25 protein-coding genes are annotated in these 23,428 nt (G+C 63.8%); 12 read left to right on the top strand and 13 right to left on the bottom strand.

Annotated features, from left to right (window positions below):
• Positions 1 to 2: 2 nt before the first annotated feature.
• From CLV47_RS01235 to CLV47_RS01220, 4 genes are read right to left on the bottom strand one after another with little or no spacing between them, the layout of a single operon-like run.
• Entirely contained in the window at positions 3 to 440 is a 438-nt protein-coding gene (locus tag CLV47_RS01235) for a hotdog family protein (RefSeq protein WP_202862311.1), read from the bottom strand.
• Complete coding sequence (locus CLV47_RS01230; protein WP_106347175.1) at positions 437 to 976, bottom strand: FAS1-like dehydratase domain-containing protein; 540 nt, start codon at positions 974 to 976, stop codon at positions 437 to 439. The genes CLV47_RS01235 and CLV47_RS01230 overlap by 4 nt, the downstream gene beginning before the upstream one ends.
• An 8-nt stretch (positions 977 to 984) precedes the next feature.
• Positions 985 to 2,181 (bottom strand): CaiB/BaiF CoA transferase family protein, encoded by a 1,197-nt coding sequence (locus CLV47_RS01225; protein WP_106347174.1) that lies wholly within the window; start codon positions 2,179 to 2,181, stop codon positions 985 to 987.
• A 45-nt stretch (positions 2,182 to 2,226) separates the two neighbouring features.
• Complete coding sequence (locus CLV47_RS01220) at positions 2,227 to 3,810, bottom strand: ABC transporter substrate-binding protein (RefSeq protein WP_170110905.1); 1,584 nt, start codon at positions 3,808 to 3,810, stop codon at positions 2,227 to 2,229.
• A gap of 287 nt (positions 3,811 to 4,097) precedes the next feature.
• Here CLV47_RS01220 and CLV47_RS01215 point away from each other — a divergent pair, with 287 nt between their 5' ends.
• The 4 genes from CLV47_RS01215 (at position 4,098) to CLV47_RS01200 (ending at position 9,498) form a co-directional block, all read left to right on the top strand.
• Positions 4,098 to 5,810, top strand: coding sequence for a PHA/PHB synthase family protein (locus CLV47_RS01215; protein WP_106347172.1), 1,713 nt, complete (start codon positions 4,098 to 4,100; stop codon positions 5,808 to 5,810).
• Positions 5,810 to 6,658, top strand: coding sequence for a poly(3-hydroxyalkanoate) depolymerase (gene phaZ / locus CLV47_RS01210; protein WP_106347171.1), 849 nt, complete (start codon positions 5,810 to 5,812; stop codon positions 6,656 to 6,658). Before CLV47_RS01215 ends, phaZ begins: the two co-directional genes overlap by 1 nt.
• Before the next feature lie 192 nt (positions 6,659 to 6,850).
• Positions 6,851 to 8,023 (top strand): acyl-CoA dehydrogenase family protein, encoded by a 1,173-nt coding sequence (locus CLV47_RS01205; RefSeq protein ID WP_106347170.1) that lies wholly within the window; start codon positions 6,851 to 6,853, stop codon positions 8,021 to 8,023.
• A gap of 155 nt (positions 8,024 to 8,178) precedes the next feature.
• Positions 8,179 to 9,498, top strand: coding sequence for an HNH endonuclease signature motif containing protein (locus tag CLV47_RS01200; RefSeq protein ID WP_106347169.1), 1,320 nt, complete (start codon positions 8,179 to 8,181; stop codon positions 9,496 to 9,498).
• A 162-nt stretch (positions 9,499 to 9,660) separates the two neighbouring features.
• On the opposite strand, the gene CLV47_RS01195 is transcribed toward CLV47_RS01200, so the two are convergent.
• Entirely contained in the window at positions 9,661 to 10,524 is an 864-nt protein-coding gene (locus tag CLV47_RS01195; RefSeq protein ID WP_106347168.1) for an alpha/beta fold hydrolase, read from the bottom strand.
• Positions 10,521 to 10,880: a hypothetical protein gene (locus tag CLV47_RS01190; RefSeq protein WP_106347167.1), complete on the bottom strand. Its 360-nt coding sequence runs from the start codon at positions 10,878 to 10,880 to the stop codon at positions 10,521 to 10,523. The genes CLV47_RS01195 and CLV47_RS01190 overlap by 4 nt, the downstream gene beginning before the upstream one ends.
• Before the next feature lie 74 nt (positions 10,881 to 10,954).
• Here CLV47_RS01190 and CLV47_RS01185 point away from each other — a divergent pair, with 74 nt between their 5' ends.
• Complete coding sequence (locus CLV47_RS01185) at positions 10,955 to 11,908, top strand: zinc-binding dehydrogenase (RefSeq protein ID WP_106347166.1); 954 nt, start codon at positions 10,955 to 10,957, stop codon at positions 11,906 to 11,908.
• Positions 11,909 to 11,935: 27 nt separating this feature from the next.
• Here CLV47_RS01185 and CLV47_RS01180 read toward each other — a convergent pair whose 3' ends face one another.
• Positions 11,936 to 12,337, bottom strand: a complete 402-nt coding sequence (locus CLV47_RS01180; protein WP_106347165.1) for a universal stress protein — start codon at positions 12,335 to 12,337, stop codon at positions 11,936 to 11,938.
• Positions 12,338 to 12,490: 153 nt separating this feature from the next.
• Here CLV47_RS01180 and CLV47_RS01175 point away from each other — a divergent pair, with 153 nt between their 5' ends.
• Entirely contained in the window at positions 12,491 to 13,174 is a 684-nt protein-coding gene (locus CLV47_RS01175; protein WP_106347164.1) for a nitroreductase, read from the top strand.
• Between the two features lie 94 nt (positions 13,175 to 13,268).
• On the opposite strand, the gene CLV47_RS01170 is transcribed toward CLV47_RS01175, so the two are convergent.
• The 4 genes from CLV47_RS01170 to CLV47_RS01155 form a co-directional block, all read right to left on the bottom strand.
• Positions 13,269 to 13,955, bottom strand: coding sequence for a GOLPH3/VPS74 family protein (locus CLV47_RS01170; protein ID WP_170110904.1), 687 nt, complete (start codon positions 13,953 to 13,955; stop codon positions 13,269 to 13,271).
• Positions 13,956 to 13,992: 37 nt separating this feature from the next.
• Entirely contained in the window at positions 13,993 to 14,505 is a 513-nt protein-coding gene (locus tag CLV47_RS01165; protein ID WP_106347162.1) for a CGNR zinc finger domain-containing protein, read from the bottom strand.
• A gap of 12 nt (positions 14,506 to 14,517) precedes the next feature.
• Positions 14,518 to 15,192: an SIMPL domain-containing protein gene (locus tag CLV47_RS01160; protein ID WP_106347161.1), complete on the bottom strand. Its 675-nt coding sequence runs from the start codon at positions 15,190 to 15,192 to the stop codon at positions 14,518 to 14,520.
• Positions 15,193 to 15,390: 198 nt separating this feature from the next.
• Positions 15,391 to 16,335 (bottom strand): serine/threonine dehydratase, encoded by a 945-nt coding sequence (locus CLV47_RS01155; RefSeq protein ID WP_106347160.1) that lies wholly within the window; start codon positions 16,333 to 16,335, stop codon positions 15,391 to 15,393.
• Between the two features lie 81 nt (positions 16,336 to 16,416).
• Between CLV47_RS01155 and CLV47_RS01150 the strand changes: the two genes are divergently transcribed.
• The 4 genes from CLV47_RS01150 (at position 16,417) to CLV47_RS01135 (ending at position 20,217) form a co-directional block, all read left to right on the top strand.
• Positions 16,417 to 16,794 (top strand): hypothetical protein, encoded by a 378-nt coding sequence (locus CLV47_RS01150; protein ID WP_106347159.1) that lies wholly within the window; start codon positions 16,417 to 16,419, stop codon positions 16,792 to 16,794.
• 53 nt (positions 16,795 to 16,847) lie between these two features.
• Entirely contained in the window at positions 16,848 to 19,121 is a 2,274-nt protein-coding gene (locus CLV47_RS01145) for a molybdopterin-dependent oxidoreductase (RefSeq protein ID WP_177557454.1), read from the top strand.
• Positions 19,118 to 19,633: an NADPH-dependent FMN reductase gene (locus tag CLV47_RS01140; RefSeq protein ID WP_106347158.1), complete on the top strand. Its 516-nt coding sequence runs from the start codon at positions 19,118 to 19,120 to the stop codon at positions 19,631 to 19,633. The genes CLV47_RS01145 and CLV47_RS01140 overlap by 4 nt, the downstream gene beginning before the upstream one ends.
• 107 nt (positions 19,634 to 19,740) lie before the next feature.
• Positions 19,741 to 20,217 (top strand): YflT domain-containing protein, encoded by a 477-nt coding sequence (locus CLV47_RS01135; RefSeq protein WP_238145159.1) that lies wholly within the window; start codon positions 19,741 to 19,743, stop codon positions 20,215 to 20,217.
• Positions 20,218 to 20,295: 78 nt separating this feature from the next.
• Here the strand turns inward: CLV47_RS01135 and CLV47_RS01130 are convergent, their stop codons facing one another.
• Together CLV47_RS01130 and CLV47_RS01125 are read right to left on the bottom strand one after the other, a co-directional pair.
• The gene (locus tag CLV47_RS01130; RefSeq protein ID WP_106347157.1) at positions 20,296 to 20,712 is read right to left on the bottom strand and encodes a VOC family protein; all 417 of its coding nucleotides are present in this window, start codon (positions 20,710 to 20,712) and stop codon (positions 20,296 to 20,298) included.
• Positions 20,713 to 20,768: 56 nt separating this feature from the next.
• Positions 20,769 to 21,191 carry a helix-turn-helix domain-containing protein gene (locus tag CLV47_RS01125; protein ID WP_177557452.1) on the bottom strand — a complete coding sequence of 141 codons (423 nt, stop codon included), beginning with the start codon at positions 21,189 to 21,191 and terminating at the stop codon, positions 20,769 to 20,771.
• Between the two features lie 69 nt (positions 21,192 to 21,260).
• Here CLV47_RS01125 and CLV47_RS01120 point away from each other — a divergent pair, with 69 nt between their 5' ends.
• Positions 21,261 to 21,800, top strand: a complete 540-nt coding sequence (locus CLV47_RS01120; RefSeq protein WP_238145158.1) for an OsmC family protein — start codon at positions 21,261 to 21,263, stop codon at positions 21,798 to 21,800.
• Positions 21,801 to 21,839: 39 nt separating this feature from the next.
• Positions 21,840 to 23,411, top strand: a complete 1,572-nt coding sequence (locus tag CLV47_RS01115) for a carboxylesterase/lipase family protein (RefSeq protein WP_106347155.1) — start codon at positions 21,840 to 21,842, stop codon at positions 23,409 to 23,411.
• The last annotated feature ends 17 nt before the right edge of the window (positions 23,412 to 23,428 follow it).

Genomic DNA, 23,428 nt, shown 5'->3' with positions numbered 1-23,428 from the left:
GTTCAGTGCTCCTTGCGAAGTTGGACGGTGGCCGTGCCCTCGAGACCGGTCGACCCGTCGGGCAGAGTCTCGGTGATGTCGAACGTAAGGCGATCGTCGGCAACCTCGGCAAGCGTCGCGCCGTACCGGAGCTCGTCACCTGGAATCGCCGGGACGCGCACTCGATATTTGGAGCCGATCAACGTGTAGTCAGCACCGACGGACTCTGTGACACAGCGCAGCGCCAGCGCGGCACGCAGGTGCGAGTGGACGAGCGGGCCTCGGTGCCCTTCCGATTGTGCGTACGACGCCTCGTAGTGGATTCGATGCGGGTTCCACGTCACGGCGCTGTAGCGAAAGAGTTGCACGGTGCTTGGCATGTGGATCAGCGTCGGCAACTCGTGACCGACTTGCCACTGTTTCATTGGGGCGCGGGGGTTCATGGGAGCTCCGGGGGTCATTCGGACTCCTCGTGAGGATTGCGCAGCACGATCGTGCGTCGGTTGTGGTTGTAGATTTCACCGGACGGCGCCTTGAAGATGTGCGCGGTTGTGACGAACACGCACGGTCCTCCGCGGGTCTGCTTTGCCACGACCGAGTCGACGATCTCATCCAGGACGATCTCGTCACCGGCCACGACCGGACTGGCGATCGTCATCTCTTCGCCGGCCCCCATGCCCCGCAGCTCTCGGGATGCGGGCGAGCCCCGGTCGGGGGTACCGTCCCGGTTGAGTTCGGACTCCGGTGTCCCCAACCCCCATTCAAAGGTGCCGGCGAGCATGTTGGGTGGGGCGACAACGTCGCGGTAGCCCGCAGCCTTCGCGGCATCCAGGTCGAAATGCACCGGGTCGGTGGCACCGATAGTCAGCGCGTATCGCTGGATAGCAACGCGGTCGAGCGAACCCAACGGTCGGGTCTTGACTTGGCCCACTTGGGTTTGCAATTCGCGGAAGTACGTCGCGAGCGGCGTATTTTGCGGAAGCACATCCGAGTCCATTTGTCCTCCTAGCTGATTGCGCCGGTCGCCCGGAGCTCGGATATCTCTTCTGCCGTGTAGCCACACAGGTCGGCCATGACCTCATCGGTCGCCTCACCCAGCCGGGGCGCGACGGTCAGCGGCCCGACGGGCGAGTCGGCCAGATGCAATGGGGAACCCGGCACTGGAACTCGGCCCTTGTCCGGGTGTTCGACGTACCGGATCATCCCGCGCTCGATGAGGTGCGGATCTTGGTCAACCTCCCGCACGGTGCGCACCGGCGCACAGGGGACGCCGTGCGCTTGGAGCTGCGCCGCGAGCTCATCTCGAGTGCGCAGACGAGTCCACTTTTCGAGCTCGGCGTCCAGGGCATCCATGTTGCGGGCCCGCGACTTCTGGTTAGCAAACCGTGGATCGTCATGCAAGTCGGCACGACTGGCGCACTCAAGCACACCTTTGAAATGCCGGTCCGAGATAGAGATGATCGCCAGCCAACCGTCTTGAGTGGGATAGACATTGTACGGCGACACGGCCAGGCCCGAGTGCCGATTGCCGGTGCGCTCCGGCAGTACCCGCTCCGGGTCGTTGTGGATCGCACCGAGCGAGGACGCGAGCATGGGGTAGACGGTGTCGTGCATCGACACCTCCACCAGCTGCCCGCGCCCCGTCCGCTCGCGTTGGTAGAGCGCCGTCATGATCGCGGCATACAAATGGATCCCTCCGGAGAAGTCGATGAACGCGGGACCGGCCTTCATCGGCGGCCCATCGGGCATCCCGGTGCTCGAGATCGCGCCGGACATTGCCTGGACCGTGATGTCCATCGCCATCATGTGCGCGTAGGGACCCGTCGATCCGTAACCCTTGCCCGACGCGTAGACGAGTCTCGGATTTAGCTCGAGTAGGTCTTGCGGAGCAAGGTCCAGCCGATCCATCGTTCCAGGCCCGAAATTCTCGATAATGACATCGACATTTGCGGCCAGCTTCCGGATAGCCGCCTTTCCCCCGGCCGACTTCAGGTTGACCGCGACACTCCGCTTGTTGGAGTTGAGCATCAGGAACTCGTGCGTCTCCGCGGCCTCCGTCGACCGGAATCTGAGACGCTCACCATCGCGTGGCTCCACCTTGATCACGTCCGCGCCGAGCTGCGCTAGCAGCAGTCCGCAGTAGGGACCGTTATATATCTGTCCGAGTTCAAGGACCCGGATCCCTTCAAGAGCCAGCGTCATGGAGTTCCGTTCGTGTCGATAGTCGGGTTAGGAGCGCATTCATGGCTACTTGGTCTTGGAGACCGCCACCCCGCGATAGTCGCGACCACCGCTGGCGAAGATGCTCAGACCTGACACGTTCGAGGTATACGCCTCGGTGCGTTGCTGCATACATATCGGGGTCGCGGACGGCATGGTGTCCATGAGCTCCGCCATGATGTCGGCGTAATAGCCGGCGCGTTCCTTTGTGTCGATAGACGATGCCGCCTTCTCGCTGAGCTCAACAACCTTCGGATCGCTGTAACCGCCTGGGTTCGCCACGGCGGTCGGCAGCAGGAGGCGATCCATGACGCCCTGCGGATCCGGCGATGGAGAGTAGCCGGAGATCGTGGCGGCGACGGTCTTGTCGAGGTTGAACTCTTCCGCCGCCTGCACCGACGGGACGACTTTGAGGTTCATCGTCACCCCGACGTCCTTCAACTGTGCCTGTACTGCCTCGGCTACGGCGGTATAGCCGGTGATGTTGGTGACGGATGCATCGAACTCCAAGCCTTCGCCGACTCCGGCTTCTTTGAGGAGTTCCTTCGCCTTCTTCGGATCGTGCGGCACTTTCTTGAGACCACTGCCAATATCTTCGCTGTAGGCAAAGCTCGTGGTCGGCCAAGGCTGCAGCTGTGGTGTGCAGAATCCTTCCAAGAGCCCGTCACCGATCCCCTCGCGATCAATCGCCAGGTTCAACGCCAACCGAACCTTGGGGTTATCGAACGGGGCTTTGCTCGTATTGAGACCGAAATAATAGAAGGTGGGGCTCTGCCCTGATAGCACTTTAAGGCCGGCATCCAACGCGGGATCGACTTGGTTCTGCCGGAGCAACGCCATCGTCAACTCATCGGTTTTGAGTGCATTAAGTCGAGTCTGGTCGTCGACCATGACGCGGAAGACCATCTTCTTGACCTTCTGCGCATCCGGGTCCCAGTATCCGTCGGTGCGCTCGTAGACGACCCGGTCGCCCGGCTTGTACTCGGCTACTTTGTAGGCGCCGACGCCGACCGGATTCGAGGCAAGGGTACCGGCCTGGGCCGCGGTCGGCGAGACAATCATCCCCGCTCGGTCGGCAAGCGAGCCCAACAGCGCACCGGCGCCGCCGTCCAGCTTGAGAGTCACGGTCGATGGGCCGTCCACCACGACATCGGTCACGTTGTGGAGCTCGTTCTTGATTGTGCTGTCGGGTCCCTTCGCTCGGTCCAGACTGAACTTCACCGCCGCGGCGTTGAACGGCGTGCCATCGGAGAAGGTCACTCCGGTGCGCAGCTCGAATGCAAGGCTCTTGCCGTCCTTGCCGACCTTCCAGGAAGTCGCGAGCATCGGCTCAAGCGAGCCATCAGGCGTGGAGTAGACAAGGCGGTCGTACACCGGGAAGAGCCAGTTCTGGTCGAACCCAGACGTACCGCGATGGGGATCCAGACTGGTCGCCATGATCGTGTAGCCCCACGAGAACACGCCATCGGGGTCGTAGTCCTTGACCACCGGAGCGCTGTCCGAGACCGACTTGTCGCCGGGTTTGGTCTTGTTGTCTGCGACCCCGCCGCAGCCGGCCAGAACAACTGCGAGCGCAACTGCAATTGCTGCTCCCCGGAACTTCACGCGCATGGCGATTCCCATCTGTACGTATATACGGTGGATATAGCGTGGTTACGTACGCAAGGTAGACAATGTTGTGGTGATCGGTCAATACCTCACGCCGAACAAATCCCAAAAGGGCACAACGCCGCCCGCTTGGCCGACTGATCGCGCTTCTAGGCGAAGGCAATGCGCCGGCGACCGCTGAACTGCAGCCCGATAGGGAGGTATCGCGCGACGCTCTGTAACGTGGTCTCGATCACATTGATGCGATCTTCAGGAGTCACGCGCACTCCGACCGCTTAGGGGGACAGCCCATGAGTACCGCCGCCGACGACGCGCCAAACGACGACCCGGCCGAGGCCGCGGCCAACAATGCCGCGGCCCTGGACATGCTGCTCTCGGATGCGGCGCTCGGCATGTGGCGACGCTGGATTCCGGGAATGGCGGGCGTCCGCGCCACCGGGCGGCTACTTAGCCAGTCAGTCCGACTGGCGCCGCGCGGGCTGTCGTTGGCTGGCGAGTTCACAAAGATCATGCTGGGGAGCTCCACGCTCGAGGCTGGACGCGACAAGCGATTCACCGATCCTGGCTGGACCGACAGCCGCGCGCGTAAGCGCTTCCTGCAGTCATATCTCGCGCTGTCGGCTGCTGCGCGCGAGACCTTCGACGAACTTGACCTGAGCTGGAAGGACTCCGAGAAGCTGCGGTTCATCCTCGACAATGTGATCGAGGCGACCTCGCCGAGCAACAATCCGCTGATCAACCCGTCGGTCTTGAAAACGGTGCGCGAGACGCGCGGTGCGAGCATTGTGACCGGCACGAAGAACCTCGTGTCCGACATGAAGAGCAAGCCCCGCGTGCCAACGATGGTCGACCCGGACGCATTCGACGTAGGGAAGAATCTCGCCATCACGCCGGGTGTCATCGTGCTGCGGACGGATGTCTTCGAGCTGATTCAATACAAGCCCACCACGGCGAAAGTACGCAGTACGCCGCTGTTGGTGGTACCGCCGACGATCAACAAGTACTACATCCTGGACCTCGCGCCGGGCCGAAGCCTCGTCGAATACCTCGTCGCGTCCGGCCAGCAAGTATTCGCGATGTCCTGGCGCAACCCGAGTGCCGAGCACGCCGACTGGGGCTTCGACACCTACGGTCAGGCGATCCTGGACGCGATGGATGCCGCGACTCGAATCGCGCGGTCGAAGACGACCCACGTCATTGCATTCTGTTCCGGCGGAATCCTCACCTCGACGCTCGGCGGTCAGCTTGCCGCCGCCGGGAAGACCGATCAACTCGCCAGTCTCAGTCTCGGGGTAACCGTGCTCGCACCGGCCGGCGTTGGGCTGATGGAGGCAGCGATCGACGATCGATTAGCGAAGACAGCGAAAGCCACGTCGAGGAGCAAGGGCTACCTCGACGGCAAGGCCCTGGCCGAGATCTTCGCCTGGCTGCGGCCGAGCGATCTGATCTGGAACTACTGGGTCAGCAACTATCTACAGGGCAAGACCCCGCCCGCGTTCGACATCCTTTATTGGAATGCCGACACCACGCGCATGTCGGCCGGTCTGCACGCCGACTTCCTTGACGCCGCTATCGCCGGCTCCCTCGCCACGCCCGGCATGGGGAAGCTGTTCGGTGAGCCGGTGGACCTATCGGCACTCGATGTGGACTCCTATATCGTCGCTGGCATCGCCGACCACATCAGCCCGTGGCAGTCCTGCTATCGCTCGACCCAACTGCTAGGCGGATCGAACAGGTTCGTCCTGTCGACGTCCGGGCACATCGCCTCACTGGTCAATCCGCCCACGAACCAGAAGGCGCGCTTCCGCATCAACGATGACAACCCGCCCGACGCTGCGGACTGGCTCGCCGGCGCCACGACCGAGCAAGGATCCTGGTGGCCGGACTACGTCGCATGGTTGCGCGAACGCGACACCACCGAGAAGGCCGCGCCGAAATCGCTTGGTGCCAAGGCATTCCCGCCGCTTTACGCGGCCCCCGGCAACTACGTCTTTGAGGACTAATGGGCAACACTCAGACTCAGATTGAAAACATTCACGGCCAGGAGATCCGCGTGCAGGTGCGGCCGGGCGACCCCGCCGTACCGCCGCTGCTGATGTGCAACGGGATCGGCACGAGCTTGGAAGCACTGCAACCGCTCGTCGACGCGTTGGACGACCGTATTGGGGTCGTACGATTCGACGTACCGGGTGTTGGCGGCTCGGCTACGCCCGCTCGGCCATACCGGATGTCCGGTCTGGCACAGACGATTCACCAGCTGTGCATCCAACTCGACTACAAACAGGTGGACGTCTTTGGGATCTCCTGGGGCGGCGGCCTGGCACAACAGTTTGCGCACCAGTACCCGCGGTTCTGCCGGCGGCTGGTGCTGGCCTGCACCGGAACCGGGATGACTATGGTCCCTGGCCAACCACGAGTGCTGGCCCAGCTGCTATCCGGAAGTCGGCATCGGGACGCCGCTAAGGCTGCGGCCGTGGCACCCATGCTGTACGGCGGCTCGATGCGTGAGCGTCCCGAAGAGGCACGCGATATCTTCGGGGACATCGCGCATGGAGTGTCCAAGGTGGGGTACGCCAACCAGCTTTTGGCGATGGTCGGGTGGACGAGCCTTCGGTGGCTTTCCCAAGTCAAACAGCAGACGTTGTTGCTCTTCGGGGACGACGACCCGATCATCCGGCCGATCAACGGCCGGATGATCCACTGGCGGATGCCGCACAGCAAGCTGGTCATGTATCCCGGCGGGCACGTCGATGTCATCGTCAACGCCGAGACCTACGCGCCGATCATTGGAGATTTCCTATTGGAGTCGCCGGCCGTCAGCCAGACCAAACGGAAGGCCAAGAACGCCTGACGTGAGCTGGATTGGCTACGTCGCACCACACGGATCCCGCGCTGGCGGGACCCCGTGCACCTGCCGACATTGGCCTCCCGCATGATCATTAAGGTCGATAACGTCCCGGATCGACGATGTGGGATGCCCACGTCGAACCACTGACCGACACCAGTACTGCCCGAGTTGCCCGAAAACCGAAGAGGTCCTCCAATGCCTTTAGACAGCAAGTTCTCCGCCGCCGGCCTGACGCCCGACCAGCGTGAGCTGCAGGCGCTCGCCCGCGACTTCGCCATGAAGGAAGTCCTGCCCGTCGCCAACGAGCTCGACCCTATCCACGGCGACATTCCCGACTCACTGCGCAACAAGATGGGCGAGATGGGCTTCTTCGGCATCACCATCTCCGAGGAGTACGGCGGCCTCGGACTCGGCGCCACCGAATACTGCATCATCGCCGAAGAGCTCTCCCGCGCATGGATGAGCGTCGGCAGCCTCATCGCGCGCGGCAACTCGCTCAACTCCGGCTTCACCGAGGAACAGCGCAAGGAGTACATGCCGAAGGTCGCCAGCGGCGAGTTCCTCGGCGCGATCGCGATCTCCGAGCCCGAGGCGGGTTCGGATGTCGCCAACATGTCCTGCCGCGCCACCAAGACCGATGACGGCTGGGTCATCAACGGCACCAAGATGTGGTGCACTTTCGCTGACGGCTCGGACTACCTGATCGTCTTCGCGCGTACCTCGCCGCCGTCCGACCCGAAGCGTCGCCACGAAGGCGTCTCGACGTTCTTCATCCCCAAAGAACGCGGCACATTGCCGGACGGCCTCAAGGGCACCAAGGTCCGCAAGATCGGATACCACGGATGGAGCACCTGGGAGCTCTCATTCGACAACTTCAAGGTCGGCGACGAGGCGCTACTTGGGGTTGAGGGCAAGGGTTTCTACACCATCATGGAGTTCCTCGACACGGCGCGCGCACACACCGCTGCCCGGTCGATCGGGCTGGCCCGCGGCGCTTTGGAAGATGCCGTCGAGTACGCCAACACCCGCATCCAGTTCGACCAGCCGATCGCGAAGTTCCAGGCGATTCGCTTCAAGATCGCCGATATGGCCGCACAGGTCGAATCGGTGCGCCAACTGATGTACGCCGTCACTCGTCAGATCGACGCCGGCGAACGCGCCAGCACACAGGCCTCGATGGTCAAGTACCTCGCCAGCGAGATGGCCGAGCGAGTCACCAGCGAGGGGCTGCAGATCCACGGCGGCGCCGGCTACACCACGGACTTCGCGGCCGAGCGCTACTGGCGCGATGCCCGCCTCACGAAGATCTTCGAAGGCACCAGCGAGATCCAGATGCGCGTCATCTCGGACTCGATCCTCGGCCGTTAGATCTCGGTCGTCGAACGCAGGAGTTCGTTAGCATAGGCGCTTTAGCAGGCTTACTCAAACGATTCGAACAACTGTTCGCAGCCCTATTGAAAATCGATACGCCGCTTGATAGAATTCGAACATACGTATCAGCAAGTTTGAGTGGGTGATCGGTCGTGAGCGTCGCATATCTGTCCGGACTAGACGCCCTCACCGGTTGCCAGCACGCCTTTACCGATGCCTCGCGCGAGCTGGTTGCTACCTCCACCCGCGGCGCGTTATCGGGACTCGGGCCGGTCGCGCTCATCCAGTTCGCGCGTGAGGTAGAACAGGCCCGCAACAGTCTGGCCGTCCTTGACCACGCGATCATCGGGGCCCTGGAAGACACCCGCGCCGCGGACGTACTCACCGCCCGGAATGTGACTAACCTGCTCGCGGACACCCTGCACCTCACCCACACCGACGCGCGGCACCGGGTCGAGGCCGCCGCGGCACTCGGTCAGCGGGTCACGCTGGGCGGGCAACCATTAGCGCCGGTAAGGCCCTATCTCGCCGAACGACAACGCGCGGGCCGGGTCACTGCAGCGCAGGCCCGGATCATCTATAAGGCACTGCACCGCCTCGATGGGCGGCCCGGGATCAGGCCCGCCGACCTCGAGGAGGCGGAGACCATCCTCGCTAGTCACACCGACACGCTTGGGCCGAAGGACCTCGACGGCCTCGCCTCGGAGATCTCCGACCGACTCGACCCTGACGGTGACGAGCCCCGCGACGCCGAACGTCGCCGGCAACGCGCCGTGCACCTGCACGACAATGGGACGATCACCGGCCACGCGACGGCCGAACTTCTCGCGAAACTACGCGCCGTCCTCGACCCACTCGCCGCGCCCCGCGCGGCCGACGTTGATGGGCGCGATAAGCGTACCGGCGGCCAACGGATGCACGACGCGTTATTGGATGCCTGCAACCGGCTGCTGGACACCAACCCGGCGACCGGTCGCGGCGGGATCCGTGGCACCGTCATCACCACCATCCGCCTCGAGGACCTGATGGCCGGCTGTGGGTACGCCACCAGCACGCATGGTGTCCGGGTCCCGGTGCGAGATCTGCTCGCCGAAGCGGCGCACCTGAAGTTCCTGCCCGCTGTGCTGGACAGCAACGGTGTCGTGCTACATCTGGGCCACGCGGCACGGCTGGCATCGGACCGGCAGTTCGCGGCGCTGGTCGCGCGCGACGGTGGATGCTCCTTCCCTGGCTGCGACGTACCACCCGAATGGTGCCAGGTACATCACGTGATCGCCTGGCGGGACGGCGGAGCAACCGACATCGACGGTCTTACCCTCGCGTGCGGATACCACCACCGCGAATTCGAGAACCGCGGTTGGAAGTCACTCATGATCAACGGGCTTCCACACTGGCGCCCGCCGGTCTGGATTGACGCGACTCGTACCCCGATCCTGCATCACCGCATCACACTCAACAACAGACACGAATGAGCGACGCCAGACCATGCGGAACGCGATCGATACAACAGTGGGCATAATTCAGCAATAGTTGGATTGTTACGTAGCACAACGGCAAAGAAGGCCATAAGCCCGCAATATTCGAAGTCGTGGGCCGCGACGAGCTTGGCTCATCTTGCTGCATCTCGGCGAGGATTAGCAGCCTTTACCGCGGCGAGATCTGGCGGAGTTGAGGACGGGGCCGAGGTATGAGTAGAACATGTCGTGGTCTTCGCTCATCGGAAAGTGGCCGATTCCCTTCATGACGGCGAATTCGGCGCCGTCGACATGTTCTGCAACGGCGGCGCTGTCCGACGGCAGGCACGAGTAGTCGTACTCACCCGAGAGCAAGTAGAGCGGGCACAGACTGGTGTCGATCTTCGCGACGTCCTCTAGAAGGTCCCGCTGGTCGGAGTAGAAGTGCAGGTCGCCGTTGAACACCCCGGGCCCGCCTTGGGCGTAATGCCAGAGCGTCTCCCATCGATCGGCCGATGGCGCCGCCGGACCGATCAAACCGGACATCAACGCCACGCACAGTTCACTCTCGTTGACATCGGGCCGACCAAGGTAACTCCGGTCGTAGTACGGCGGTACGGCGACGCCGGACTGCAGCCCGATGACCGCGGCGAACTCCTCTGGATGTGTGCGTGCGAGCTGCAACACGATGCGGCCGCCAATCGAACATCCCAGCAATACCGGCCGATCCAGCTCAAGGTCGCGCTTCACGGTCAGGATGGTCTCGGCATACGTATCGGCATCGAGCTGGTACGTCGTACCTTCCCAACCGGCGGGCGGCGAGGACTTGCCGTGCCACGGCAGATCGAACACGACTACCCGAAAATGGTCGGTGATCCGTGGATCGTTCATCATGTGCCGGAACTGCCGGCCGTCCGATCCCGCTGTGTGCAGGCACAGCAGCGGAATCCCCTCTCCTGCCTCTTCGACGTACACCCGCTGGTCGACGCCGGCGATGGTCGTTCGTAGGTAGTAGCCCTTGATCGGCTCGATCCGCGGATTCATTTCGCCCCCTGACGCGGCGCGGCGAGCACGCCCTTGAAGTACATGAGGTTTGCCATGAACGGGTGCAGGTCACCCTCGACGACCGCGACCTGCCTGCGCAGCAGCGCGAGGATGTCATGCGAGCCAGGCTTCGGGTCTGCGTGCCAGAACTCCTGCCACTCGGACAAAGGAGCGCGTACGGCGAACGTCCACGTCGCCATCACATGTGGTTTCTGCACCGACACGACTCGTCCGTGCTCTATCGCGACGGCGTACCTCTCGTCGCCGAGGTCCCACAACATCGTCGCATTCACGTATCGGCCTCGGCGTACCAGCGCCGCGTCGGCGTTAATCGTGTCCGCTAGAGATTCGAGCATGATCTCCCCTTTGCCGGTCGCTGACCGACGACCCAGCCGGTACGCCGCTCTGACCGCTCGTATAGAACTGATCGATGAAGTCTCTACAATGCCACTCCTTTGATCTCGTGAACGGGCTGCAGATCGTCGAGTCCGCAGATCCCGAACCCGGCCCCAACGAGGTCATCATCAACGTACGCGCGGTCAATGTCGCGTATGTCGACCGGCTGATCGTCACCGGCAAGTACCAAGTCGTGCCCAAGCTTCCTTACACGCCAGGCGGAATGTGCGCCGGCGATATCACTGCCGTCGGCGTCGACGTACGAGACCGCGCCGTCGGCGACCGGGTCGTGACTCGCTGCGCCGGAGCCTGGGCCACCAAGGTCACTGTGGCAGCGGCCAGCACCGTGCCGATTCCCGACCGACTCAGTGACGTGGGCGCCGCGGCCGGCCTGGAGGCGTACGGTACGGCGATCTATGCACTGGAGAACCGGATCACTGCCGAGGCGGGCAAACGGATGCTCGTGCTCGGCGCGGGCGGTGCAGTAGGCGCGGCCTGTGTCGAGATCGCGGCCGACCTCGGACTGCACGTCGTCGCCGTCACCTCTCAACCCGAGGCCATCACGGGCGCCGAGCTCGTCATCGATCGGCGTACCGATGACATGCGCGCCGTCATGAAGGCGACGTACCCGGATGGCGTCGACTACGTCATCGATCCCGTCGGCGGCGACCTGGCGCCACTTGCCCTGCGGTCATTGGGTTTCCGCGGTAAGTACCTGGTCGTCGGGTTCGCCAGCGGCATGATCCCACAGTTGCCGGCCAACCACACGCTCCTGAAGGAACGCGAGATCGTCGGCGTCGACTGGGGCGACTACGTGCGCGAGCGACCCGGCGCCGCCGAGGAGTCTCTCAGCGGGGTGGTCGCCCGGCTCGGGCAACGCAGCGTGTCGGTGCCGTCCGCGAACGAGTTGAACTTCGAGCAGCTGAAAGACGCCCTGCAGAAGCCGCCACCGGCAAGCGGACTGGTCCGCACGGTGCTCGTCCCCTAAGAAGTTCGGTCGTTGAGCGAAGGGGTATTAGGCGTCGGCTTTGACCGCGAGTACGTCGCACTTGGCGTCGAGCAGGATGCGCTGTGCGTTGGAGCCGAGCAGCAACTTGCCGACCGGCGAGCGGCGCCGCAGTCCGATCACGATCAGCTTCGCGCCGATCTCTTCGGCGACCTCGACCAGATCCTCGGACGGGTCATTGCCGCGCACCAGCCCGCGCACCTCGTGATCGACGCTTTTCGCCGACAGCTCGGCCTTGATCTTCTCGAGTTCCTCGTCGAATCCCTTAGCCTGCGCATCGGTAAAGCGTTCACCGCCGCGGTTGGAGCTGATGACCACGAGTTTCTCGTTTCGCAACGATGCTTCCTCTACCGCCCGCCGCAACGCGGTGCGACCTTCATTGGTGGGAACAAAACCGACGACAACGGGCATCAGCAGACTCCTTCTCGGGCGTACGCCGGACGGCATACGCGATCACGTCCGTTTATCATCCATCGCGGCGGCATCCCTAGGCAAGCGCAGACCGGGTCGTCGTACGCTAAGTAACAGTTGCCGAATCCCGCCGAGCGAGGAGAATTCCCCCGCATGACCAACACTGCCATCAAGCTTCAGGCACTCGCCGAACTCCTCAACGATCGCTACTCCTGCCGCGCGTTCACCGACCAGCCGGTGCCTGAGGCAGATATGCGCGAGATGTTCGCGGTCGCGCAGCGAACGCCTTCGTGGTGCAATTCGCAGGCATGGCAGGTCGTCGTGACCAGTGGCGAGACGACGGACAAATTCCGCGCTGGTCTTCGCCAGGACGCCGCGAATACGCCATCGGACACCTACGACATCCCCGGACCGGAGAAATACACAGGCGTCTACCAAGAACGCCGCCGCGGAGCCGGATTTGGTCTCTATGGCGCACTCGGCATCGCCCGCGATGATTACGACGCGCGCAACGCACAGATGGCGCTCAACTTTGATCTGTTCGGCGCCCCGCACACCGCGATCATCACCAGTGACAAGTTGCTCGGCACGTACGGCGCGGTCGACTGCGGCGCCTACGTTTCGACCCTCCTGCTCGCGGCCGAAAGCCTTGGCATAGCGGCGATTCCGCAAGCCGCAGTCGCGCGCCAGTCCAAGTTCGTGCGTGAGTTCTTCGACATCGGCGATGACCGGCTCGTCGTCTGCGCGGTGTCGTTCGGGTACGCCGACCACGAGCATCCGGTCAACTCGTTCCGCACTGACCGCGCCTCGGTTGACGAAGCGGTCGACTTCCGCTAGCGGATACCTGCCGGATGAGCGGCGGGATCGTCCGCGTGGATGCCCCGTTGGGATCCACTCGCTCCCGGGAGAAGAGGCGAGGCCCGGCAAGAGACTAGAACGGCACGACGGGCACGGTCGTGTAGGACATGATCGTCGTATTGATCGCGCCGATGACCAGCTGCACACCCTCACGCAGGTCCGCCGGCGCCCAGTCCGCGTTATCGGCGATCGCCGATGCCCGGCGGCGTACGTCTTTGCGCGGTACGCCGTGCGCCTCCGGCTCGAGCACCATCGTTTCGGCGCCGAGTGCCGACAGCGCGGCGATCAGGGCGCCGATACGCTCGGTCGGCTCGGTCACGCTCAGGAGCGCGTTGGTGACCTTCTCGACGATGTCGTGCTCGTGCACGGTGTCCTGAGCGGGCCAAGCATGATGCGGAATGATGCCGAGGATCTTCGACTCCTTGACGCACAAGATCCCCTTGGCGACTAGGGACTCACGCAGATGGTCACGCAGCCCGATGTGCAGCGGCGGGATCACGTTGGGCAGTCGTTCGCCGTCGTGTTTGGCGACAATGCTAAGTCCGTGGTCGAAGATCGCATCCCCAGTCGGGGTCGTGTCCACGACCTCAAGCAACCCGCCCTGGTGTTTGGGCTCGATCGTCGCGCGTACTCGGCGTTCGAGCAGCAACTCCAGCAGTAGTGAACCGGCCAGCGCGTAGTCGGTGGTGCCCCCGGCGGCGTAGGTCTTGCCGGACTCGTCGTCGGTCAGTAGCAGGAACAAATCCTCAACGATCAACATGATTAACGGTACCGCGCAATCGGCGGATTTGCGCCTGCTAGCGGGCGCGATGCCGGCGTACGGCGTCCCGGTTGGCGCACCGCGGGGAGCAGTATCGCTGCCGGCCATTGCGCGAGATATCGGCGTACAGGTTGTCGCACTCTTCCAACGCGCACCGCCCAAGTCGGTGCATGCCGCGGCCAACCAGGTGCAGCGCCGTACCCACCGACACCAGGGCCTTGAGTACGCCGGCCAGAGACTGCTGGTCGTCGCGGTAGTGCAGGTGCCAACCATAGCCGACGTGGTTGGTCATCCGCGGGTACGCCGAGGCCTCCTCGAGCATCGCGTTCACATGCTTGGCGCGTGTCTCAGGGTCGGTGTTGTCTGCGATGAGCCTCCACTCGCTGAGCATCTCCAGTGTCTGGGCGAGGTCGTCGTCGGTCACCTCGAAGTCGATGACGATACTGGCCGCCTTGCACCTCTCAACCAACTCGAGTGTCGTCTCCGGCGGACGGTTAGCCAGTTCCACTGCGAGTTGTACGGCGTACTCACCGTAAGGGTTCAGATGCATTAACTTATTACATCACTGCGGGGCGTCAACGTCGAACTTCGCGTCGATGATCGACGAAATCTCGACGTCTTCCGGCGCAAACCCGACCAGAGAATCCTCCTGGGCGGCAGCCATCCGCGAAAACTGCTGCGGCGCAACGTTTCCAGTCGGGTTGAGCCCCTGTTCAAGCATCCCGGCATCGGCAATCGCAACCACACGCGCTGGCCCGAGGGAGAGCGCGTCGGCGTACTGCTGCGCCTTGTCGCGGGCGTCCCGTACGGCCCCGGCCCGGACCTCCCGAGTGAGTTGCTCACGGTGAGCGGCGGTCAACGCCCACTCGATGCTCTTGACGGTCGCGCCCTCGACCGCGGTGGTGCGCGCAATCCAGGTGCCGAGGCGGTCGAAATCACTGAACTTGGCGGCGAAGGTGACGCTTGCGCGATGCACAAGCGGAAGTTGCTTGCCCTGGTTGTTCCATGGACGATGCGCAAACGTGCGGACCTGGTCGCTGGACCACCAGGTCACCGGTCCGCCGTCCGGGTTATGCAGCTCGGTCAGGCTTTCGGTAACAACGGCCGCGGATTTAGTCGCACCGGCATACGCCACCTTCGAACTCGACGCCTCCAACACGAGTGACACGTGCGCGGTCGCCCGTTCTGGTGGGCGGAAGGCACTGAACGAGCCGCGCACCGTAATCAGCACACTCATGGAGTCTCCTAGCGAACTTGTAATGGTTGAACTACATAATGACCTTACTGAATGATGAGATCATGATTGATCACCAATGGCGAGAGCAGTCGAGGCACCGCACCAGTGATGGCGAGGTGGCGTACTTACGATGCCATTGCGGCGCCTGGCAGATCCGGCGGTGCGGCGAGCCGATCCATCCACGCGACACCTCCATGCTCATGACAAGTCGGACGGATCGGTATTCGCGCCACACAGGATGACCGCGACGCGAGCACCCTCGGCCGGCACGAAAGCCCCGGACAGTAGCGGCGCGAGCGCAGTCGCAGCGGCGTACTCGACCGCGACCCGCAGTTCGCCCCACAGCCACGCGCGAGCACGCACGATCTCGGCATCGGGTATCAGCACGGATTGCACCTTGGCCTGAGTGGTCACGGCGTACGCGATCTCGCCGAGCCGGCGCGCGCCGAGTGCGTCGGCGGCGATGCTGTCCACCGGGACGTCGACCGGCGCCCCGGCAGCGAGCGCGTCGGCGAGGGTGGGAATCCCCGACGGCTCCACGCCGACGACGTGCCGCGGCGTAACCGCGGACGCGATTCCAGCCACCAGACCGCCGCCGCCGACCGCAACCAGCACCGTGTCGATATCCGGCCGCTGTTCCAGCAGTTCGAGTCCGACCACACCGGCGCCTGCGACGACGTCCGGCAGGTCGTAGGCGTGCAGCTGCAGGGCGCCACTGCGGCGTACGAACTCCTCCGCCGCGTGCAGCGCCTCGGCGTACTCCTTGCCCTTGAGTACGACGTCGGCCCCGAGCGAGCGCAACCGTGCGATCTTGGCGGCCGGCGCGTTTTCGGGCACGAACACCGAGGCGGGGCAGCCGACCTGGGCGGCCGACCATGCCGCCGCGATCCCGGCATTTCCGCCGGACGCGATCGCGATGCCCGACTCGCCGATAAGCCCCTGCTCCGACGCGGCCAGCACCGCATTGATCGAGCCGCGCGCCTTGAACGAACCCGAGTGCTGTAGGTATTCCAGCTTGAAGGTGACCTCACGCGGGCCCGCAGGCGTGGGTACGACGGCGTCCACGACCGGGGTACGACGCACCCGACCGCCGATCCGTCGCCGCGCCTCGGCCACCGCCGCACTCAGTTCGGGCAGGTCCATCGGACTCCATTTCGCGTCAACTTGCACTTCAGGGACCTAAACCGGGCGAGATTCAAGGCCGGGTCCCCATATGCTGAGCCTATGACTTCCGCCGAATCCCCCGACGCGCTTTTGACCGAACTCACCAATCATGCCGAGCGAGTCGAAGAACTCGCCAAGCGCAACACGAGCTTCGACCAGTACACCGTGCTCGGGATGCACTCCGATCTGCGCGTGTTCCTCGACAACTGGGCGGCGTACTCCGATGAGCAGCATCAACGAATCGCGGCCTGTGTGCATAACGTTTGCAACATTCGCGACGAGGGGTCGGACTTCGAGGGCTACTTCGACAACGACCTCGCCGACATCGATCAGCTCAAGCAGGATCTGCGCTCGACCTCCGACCTCGGCGCAACGGTCACCAACGAAAATGACGACGCCGAGCCGCCCGCGGTCAGCACCCCCGACCCCCAGTCCTAATTCCGCGAGCATTCTCACTCGGTTGGGCACGACCCCCGGCGTAAACTGGGCGAATGGGTAAGAGTGGTCTGCACATTTCGCACTGGGGCACGTTCGCGGCCAACACCGAGGGTGGCCGCATCACATCGGTTACGCCGTACGCCGGCGACCCAGATCCGCACCGGATCATCGAAAACGTGGTCGACGCGCAGCAGCATCCGGCCCGCATCGACCGACCATACGTGCGACGCGGCTGGCTTGAGGACGGTCCCGGGCGCACCGATAAACGCGGGCGCGACGAGTTCGTCCCCCTGGAGTGGAATGAGGCGTTGGACCTCCTCGCCGGCGAGCTGAGCCGCGTCTACCGCAACTTCGGCGCCGAGGCGGTCTACGGCGGTTCCTACGGATGGTCCAGCGCCGGTCGGTTCCACCATGCACAGTCGCAGCTCAAACGGTTCCTCGCGGCGGCCGGCGGCTACACCCAGTCAGTCAACAACTACTCGTTCGGCGCGTCGGGCCCGTTCTTGCCGCATGTGATCGCGACCGAGTCACAGTGGGAGACCGAGGCGACGACCTGGAAGTCGATCTCCGAAAACGCCGAGCTCGTCATCGCCATCGGCGGGCTTCCCCGCAAGAACTCCGCGATCGCCAACGGCGGCGCGATCAGCCACGATCTACTGCCGTGGCTCCATGCCTGCCGTGACAACGGCATCGAGTTGGTCAACGTCTCCCCGCTGCGTGATGACGTCTCCGCTGAGCTCGGAGCCACCTGGATGTCGATCCGGCCCGCGACCGACGGAGCCTTGCTGCAGGCGATCGCGCACACCCTGATCGAAGAAGGCTTATACAACAAGGAGTTTGTCGCCAACTACTGCGTCGGCTATGACCTTTTCGCGGAATCGGTGCATGACAAGACGCCGGAATGGGCCGCCGAGATCTGTGGCATCGAAGCCGGCGCCATCCGCGACCTCGCCCGCCTGATGGCGGAGAAGCGCACCTTTCTGACCATGAGCTGGTCCATGCAACGCCAGCAGTACGGCGAACAGACAATGTGGCTCGGGGTGTGTGTGGCCGCCCTTATCGGGGATATCGGCCTGCCCGGCGGCGGATTCGGCCACGGCTACGCTTCGACCAACCGGGTCGGGCACTCCGAGATGCTCTTCGGGCTTCCGACGTTCTCCAAGGGGCACAATCCCGTTCGCACCTATATACCGGTTTCGCGCATCGCCGACATGCTGCTGCAGCCGGGTGAGACCTACACGTACGACGGCAAGACACTCACCTACCCCGACATCAAGGTCGTCTACTGGGCCGGCGGCAACCCGTTCCATCACAGCCCGGATCTAAAGAAGCTACGCGAGGCCTTCGGCCGGCCGGACACGGTCGTCGTACACGACTCGATGTGGACCTCGACCGCGCGGCACGCCGATTTCGTCATGCCCGCAACGCTGTCGGTCGAACGCGACGACCTCGGTGCCGCGATCACCGAAGACGCCCTCATCCCGATGCACAAAATCGTCGAGCCGTTCGCGCAGGCGCACGACGACTACGACATCCTGCGCGGGCTAGCCTCTCGGCTCGGCTGCGATGACGAGTTCTCGTCTGGTCGCACGTCGATCGAGTGGCTCGAGGAGATGTACACCAAATGGGAGGGTAAGTACGCCGCCCGCGGGCATCAATTGCCTTCCTGGCAGGAGTTCTGGGATAAGAACGAACCGCTCGACGTACCCAAACGGGACAAAGACCGGATCATGCATACAGAGTTCCGCGCAGACCCGCAGGCCCACCCGCTGCGTACGCCGAGCAGCAAAATCCATCTGCAGTCCGACGAGATCGAGTCGTTCGGGTACGACGACTGCCCCGGTACGCCGACCTGGTTCGCCCCGACCGAGTGGGCGGTGCGCGATGACTTCCCGCTGACGATGATCGCCAATCAGCCGAAGACCCGGCTGCATAGTCAGCTCGACGTCGGCGGCTACTCGGCTGAGTCGAAGATCAAGGGCCGCGAACCGATGCGGATGCACCCTGCCGACGCGGCCGAGCGCGGCATCGCGGACGGCGACGTCGTCAAGGTCCGCAGCGTACGAGGCTCCCTGCTAGCCGGGGTCGCCTTCTCCGATGACCTGATGCGCGGCGTCGTACAGCTGTCGACCGGCGCGTGGTACGACCCGGACGAGGACGGCAACTGCATCCACGGCAACCCCAACGTGCTGGCCACCGACATCCCCGTGTCGAAGTTCTCGCGCAGCAACGTCGGGCAGCACGTCCAGGTGGAGGTCGAGAAGTTCGACGGCGAACTGCCACCCATCACCGTTTGGGGACCGCCGAAGATCGCCATTCGCTCGTGAAGCTTCTGCTCATCTCGGGCAGCACTCGGACCGCTTCGACAAATGCGGCCGCTCTACGCAGCGTGCGGACCGCCGTACCCGACGGTTGGGAAACCGCCATCTACGCGGGGCTGTCGGACCTTCCGGCGTTCAACCCGGACGGCGACGGCGACGTGGCCGTCCAGCGTCTGCGAGAGCAAATCGACTGGGCGGATGCGGTCGTATTCAGCACTCCTGAATACGCCGGGACCCTGCCGGGCAGTCTCAAGAACCTTCTCGACTGGACAGTGGGCGGCGGCGAGCTCAACGAGAAGCCTTGCGGCGTACTCAATGTCGCCGCAACTGGGCGCGGCGCAGGCGCCGCCGAACATTTACGCATGGTGCTGCGGTACGTCGACGCGCAGATTCTTGAGGGAGTCGACTCCCCGGTCGGCCGTGACGATGTCGGTCCGGACGGACTTGTCGACAATCCCGCGTTCCAGACCGGAGCTGCCGCTCTGATTGACCAACTCATCCGGGCAGTGCGGGAATAGCGAACGATCTCGGGCGGTTACGCGTTGTATGTTTTAACGCAAGCATCACGTTTTAACGCAAGCACCACATGGTGTCGCTTGCAGACAAACGCCAACGAGGAGTCCCGATGTTTAACCAGTCGATGAATAACCCGCAACCCTCGGCACCGGTGGCTACGCACATTCTGCGCGAGACGACCTCGTACGCCGAGGCCCAGGCCATCGTAGATAAGCTGTCGGATAAGGGTTTCCCGGTCGAAAACGTGCGTATTGTCGGCACCGGACTGCGGTCAGTCGAGCAGGTCATGGGCCGCATGACCAAGGGCAAGGCGGCGGCCGCCGGCGCCGCGAGCGGTGCGTGGTTTGGCCTGTTTATCGGTTTGCTGTTCGGACTGTTCGCGAGTGGCGTCAACTGGTGGGGGCTCATCCTGGGCGGCCTGATCTTCGGCGCGGTTTGGGGTGCGGTCTTCGGCTACATGGCGCATTGGTCGACTCGCGGCAAGCGCGACTTCGCGAGCGTCAAGACGTTTGAGGCCGCCAACTACGAGGTCCACGTCAGTGCGCCCCACTTCGAGGAAGCGTCACGCGTGCTTGGCCCGATCTAATTCGAGTTTCGGCGATCAAACCGACGTTTCGGGCAGGCAAATACCTACCCGAGGCGTCGGTTTCGTGCTTGACGTGAACTAGGCGTCCTTCGCAAGCTGCGCGATTCGGATCCGGTTGCCGAATGGGTCACGCAGGCCGAAGTCGGTGCCATACGCCTGCTGCGTCGGCCCGTCGGTAAGTTCGACGCCGCGTTCTTTCAAAGTGTCGTAGGTCTTCTTCGCATCGTCAGTGCTCAGGCAGAGCCAACCACCCATCGCACCCTTGGTGACAAGCTCCCGGACCTGCTCCGCGGTCGTCGCGTCCATCGACGGCGGGCCCGGCACCTCGAGCAGGATCTGGTGGTCCGGTTCACCCGGGACGTGCACCGTCAGCCAGCGCATAAACCCAAGATCGACGTCATTGCCGATCTCCAGCCCGAGCTTGCCGACGTAGAAGTCGAGCGCCTCGTCCTGGTCGAGTACGTAGATCTGGGACTGCGTGATGGAATTGAGCATGGTGGTCTCCCTGTCTCTGTCGCGATGCGACAACTAGTTGATGGGTACGACGTTAGTTAGCGAGTCTTGTCGCGGGCTTCTCCAAAACTGCTCGGTCTCGTCCACGCCATGACGAAGCAACTCGGCACATAGGGAATCACTTCGCCGCGTTGCCGGTAGGTCGTAGGCGATACCCCGACGATGTCGCTGAAGGTGCGGCTAAACGTGCCGAGACTCGAGAACCCGACCTCCATGCAAACGTCGGTGACGCTCTTTTCGGTACGCCGCAGTAGAAACATCGCACGCTCGACGCGACGTCGTTGCAGATAACGGTGTGGGGTCTCGCCAAAAGTCGCACTGAACGTACGGATGAAATGAGCCTCGGATACGTGCGCGATGCTGGCGAGGCTGCGGATATCGAGCGGTTCGGCGTACGCGCGATCCATGGCATCGCGCGCCCTGAGGAGGCGACGGTTGGTCTGTTCGACTTCGCGGCTCACGTGACCATCCCACCATGAAATGGACACTTTGGGTGGGCTCTATCTCGCGGCGCGGCACCGGGGCGGAAGATGATCACAGAACTGCCACATCACGAGGAGATCCCGATGGACGCGACCACGCTGAAAAATACACAAGGCCCACTGAAGGAGCAATATCGCCAGGCGCCTGGTAGCGCGGTGGTCACGCTGCATGCCGAAGGCAGCGTCGACGACCAGGCGATCGCGTGCAAGGTCGACACCGGACGTGCGCTGGCGGTGGCCGGGCTACACCCCGCCAGCGGTGGCTCGGGACGCGAACTCTGCTCGGGTGACATGTTGCTCGAGGCGCTCGTCGCCTGCGCGGGAGTCACTCTCAAGGCCGTCGCCACCTCTCTCGAGTTCGACCTCAAAGATGCTCGGGTGAAGGCCGAGGGCGACCTCGATTTCCGCGGCACCCTAGGTGTCGCGAAGGATGCTCCCGTCGGATTCAGCGAGATCCGGCTCAGCTTCGACATCGACACCACAGAGCCGAAGGAGCGTCTCGAAACGTTGCTGAAACTGACCGAGCGTTACTGCGTCGTTTTCCAGACGCTCAACCAGAAGCCGATCCTCACCGTCAGCGCTACTTGAGCCCCGGGCCGGCGGCGCCGGTGCTGATAACGTTCGAAGATGCCTGAGTCACACGCCACACATAGCCCGACCGAGATGGTCGATACGCCGTACGGCCGCGTCCGCGGCGCACGCGACGGGGAGATCCGCGTCTTCAAAGGGATCCCGTACGGCGCACCCACATCCGGTGCCAACCGTTTCCGCCCGCCACAGCCGGCCGCCGCCTGGACGGGGGTGCGCGAATGTCTGCGGTACGGCGAGACCGCGCCTCAGTCGCCCGGCCGACTGGCCGAAGGCGGCACGTCCGCGCAAGACCGACCGGTCGTCGGGGAAGACTGCCTGCAACTCAACGTGTGGACACCTGCCGTCGGCCCAGGCACCCGGCCGGTTATGGTGTGGCTGCACGGCGGCGGGTTCGAGGCTGGTAGCGGTTCACGACAGTTGTACGACGGGGCCAACCTATGCCGGCGCGGAGACGTCGTCGTTGTCACCATCAACCACCGGCTCGGGCTCTTTGGCCACTGCTTCCTTGGCGATCTCGCGGGCGAGGAATTTTCCGAGTCGGGCAACGTCGGCTTCCTCGACATCGTCGCCGCTTTGGAATGGGTCCGCGACAGCATCGCGCAGTTCGGTGGGGACCCGGATTGCGTGACCATCTTTGGGGAGTCCGGCGGCGGACGCAAGGTCAGCCTGGCGATGGCATCGCCTGCCGCGCAAGGGCTCTTTCACCGGGGAATCGTCCAGAGCGGATCGCATCTTCGACTGACCGCACGCGATGATGCCACGCGGTTAGCGACGATCCTCTTCGAGAAAGTCGGGCTGCCGGTGGGCGACGTCGCCGCCCTCCAGGCTCTACCGATACAGGACCTGATCGACGCCAATATCGCCGTACAGCGGGAAACCGGCCAACGGTTCACACCCGTGCTCGACGATGCGGTCTTTGACGCTCATCCGTGGGATCCGGTCGCACCGGCGACTTCCGCTAACATCCCGCTCCTTGTCGGCACCTGCCGCACGGAGTTGTCCTACTTCTCTTTCGTGGCAGGCGAAGACACCAAGTCGATCACTGATGAGGACCTACCGACCCGCCTGGCGCGCTATCTGCCGGCGGCTGTGGCCACAGAGGTCATCGAGGTCTTCCGTGCATCCAACTCGCACGCATCGCCGCCGGAACTGTACGCGTTGATAAGCACGGCGCGCACCTACTGGCTTGACTCGCTCCTACAGGCCGAGCGCAAGGCGCAGCTCGGCGGCGCACCGGTATTCGCCTACCGCCTGATGTGGCGTACTCCGTTCCGCGGCGGTGCACTTTTCTCGCCACACACGCTCGACCTCCCCTTCATGTTCGACAATGTCGACAAGCCTGATCATGTCGCGGGCCGACCGTCGGCCGATACCGCCGCACTGGCTGAAGCCATGAGCGAGAGTTGGCTGGCCTTCGCGCGGACCGGAGATCCCAACAACCAGCACGTGCCGGCGTGGGCGCCGTACTCGCTTGATCGACGTACAGAGATGCTCTTCGACGCGCCGCTGACCGTCGTCGACGACCCGTTCCGCGGCGAACGCGCCACGATCGAGCAACTTCCCACTCAGCAGCTCGGCGGCGGATTGCTTGTGCGTCTGCCGCTTTAAGCTCCGGCCCCGCCCAA

Source organism: Antricoccus suffuscus (genome assembly GCF_003003235.1).
GTDB classification, from domain to species: domain Bacteria; phylum Actinomycetota; class Actinomycetes; order Mycobacteriales; family Antricoccaceae; genus Antricoccus; species Antricoccus suffuscus.
Note: the sequence above shows the minus strand (reverse complement) of the source record. Positions and strands in the feature narration are given on the sequence as shown.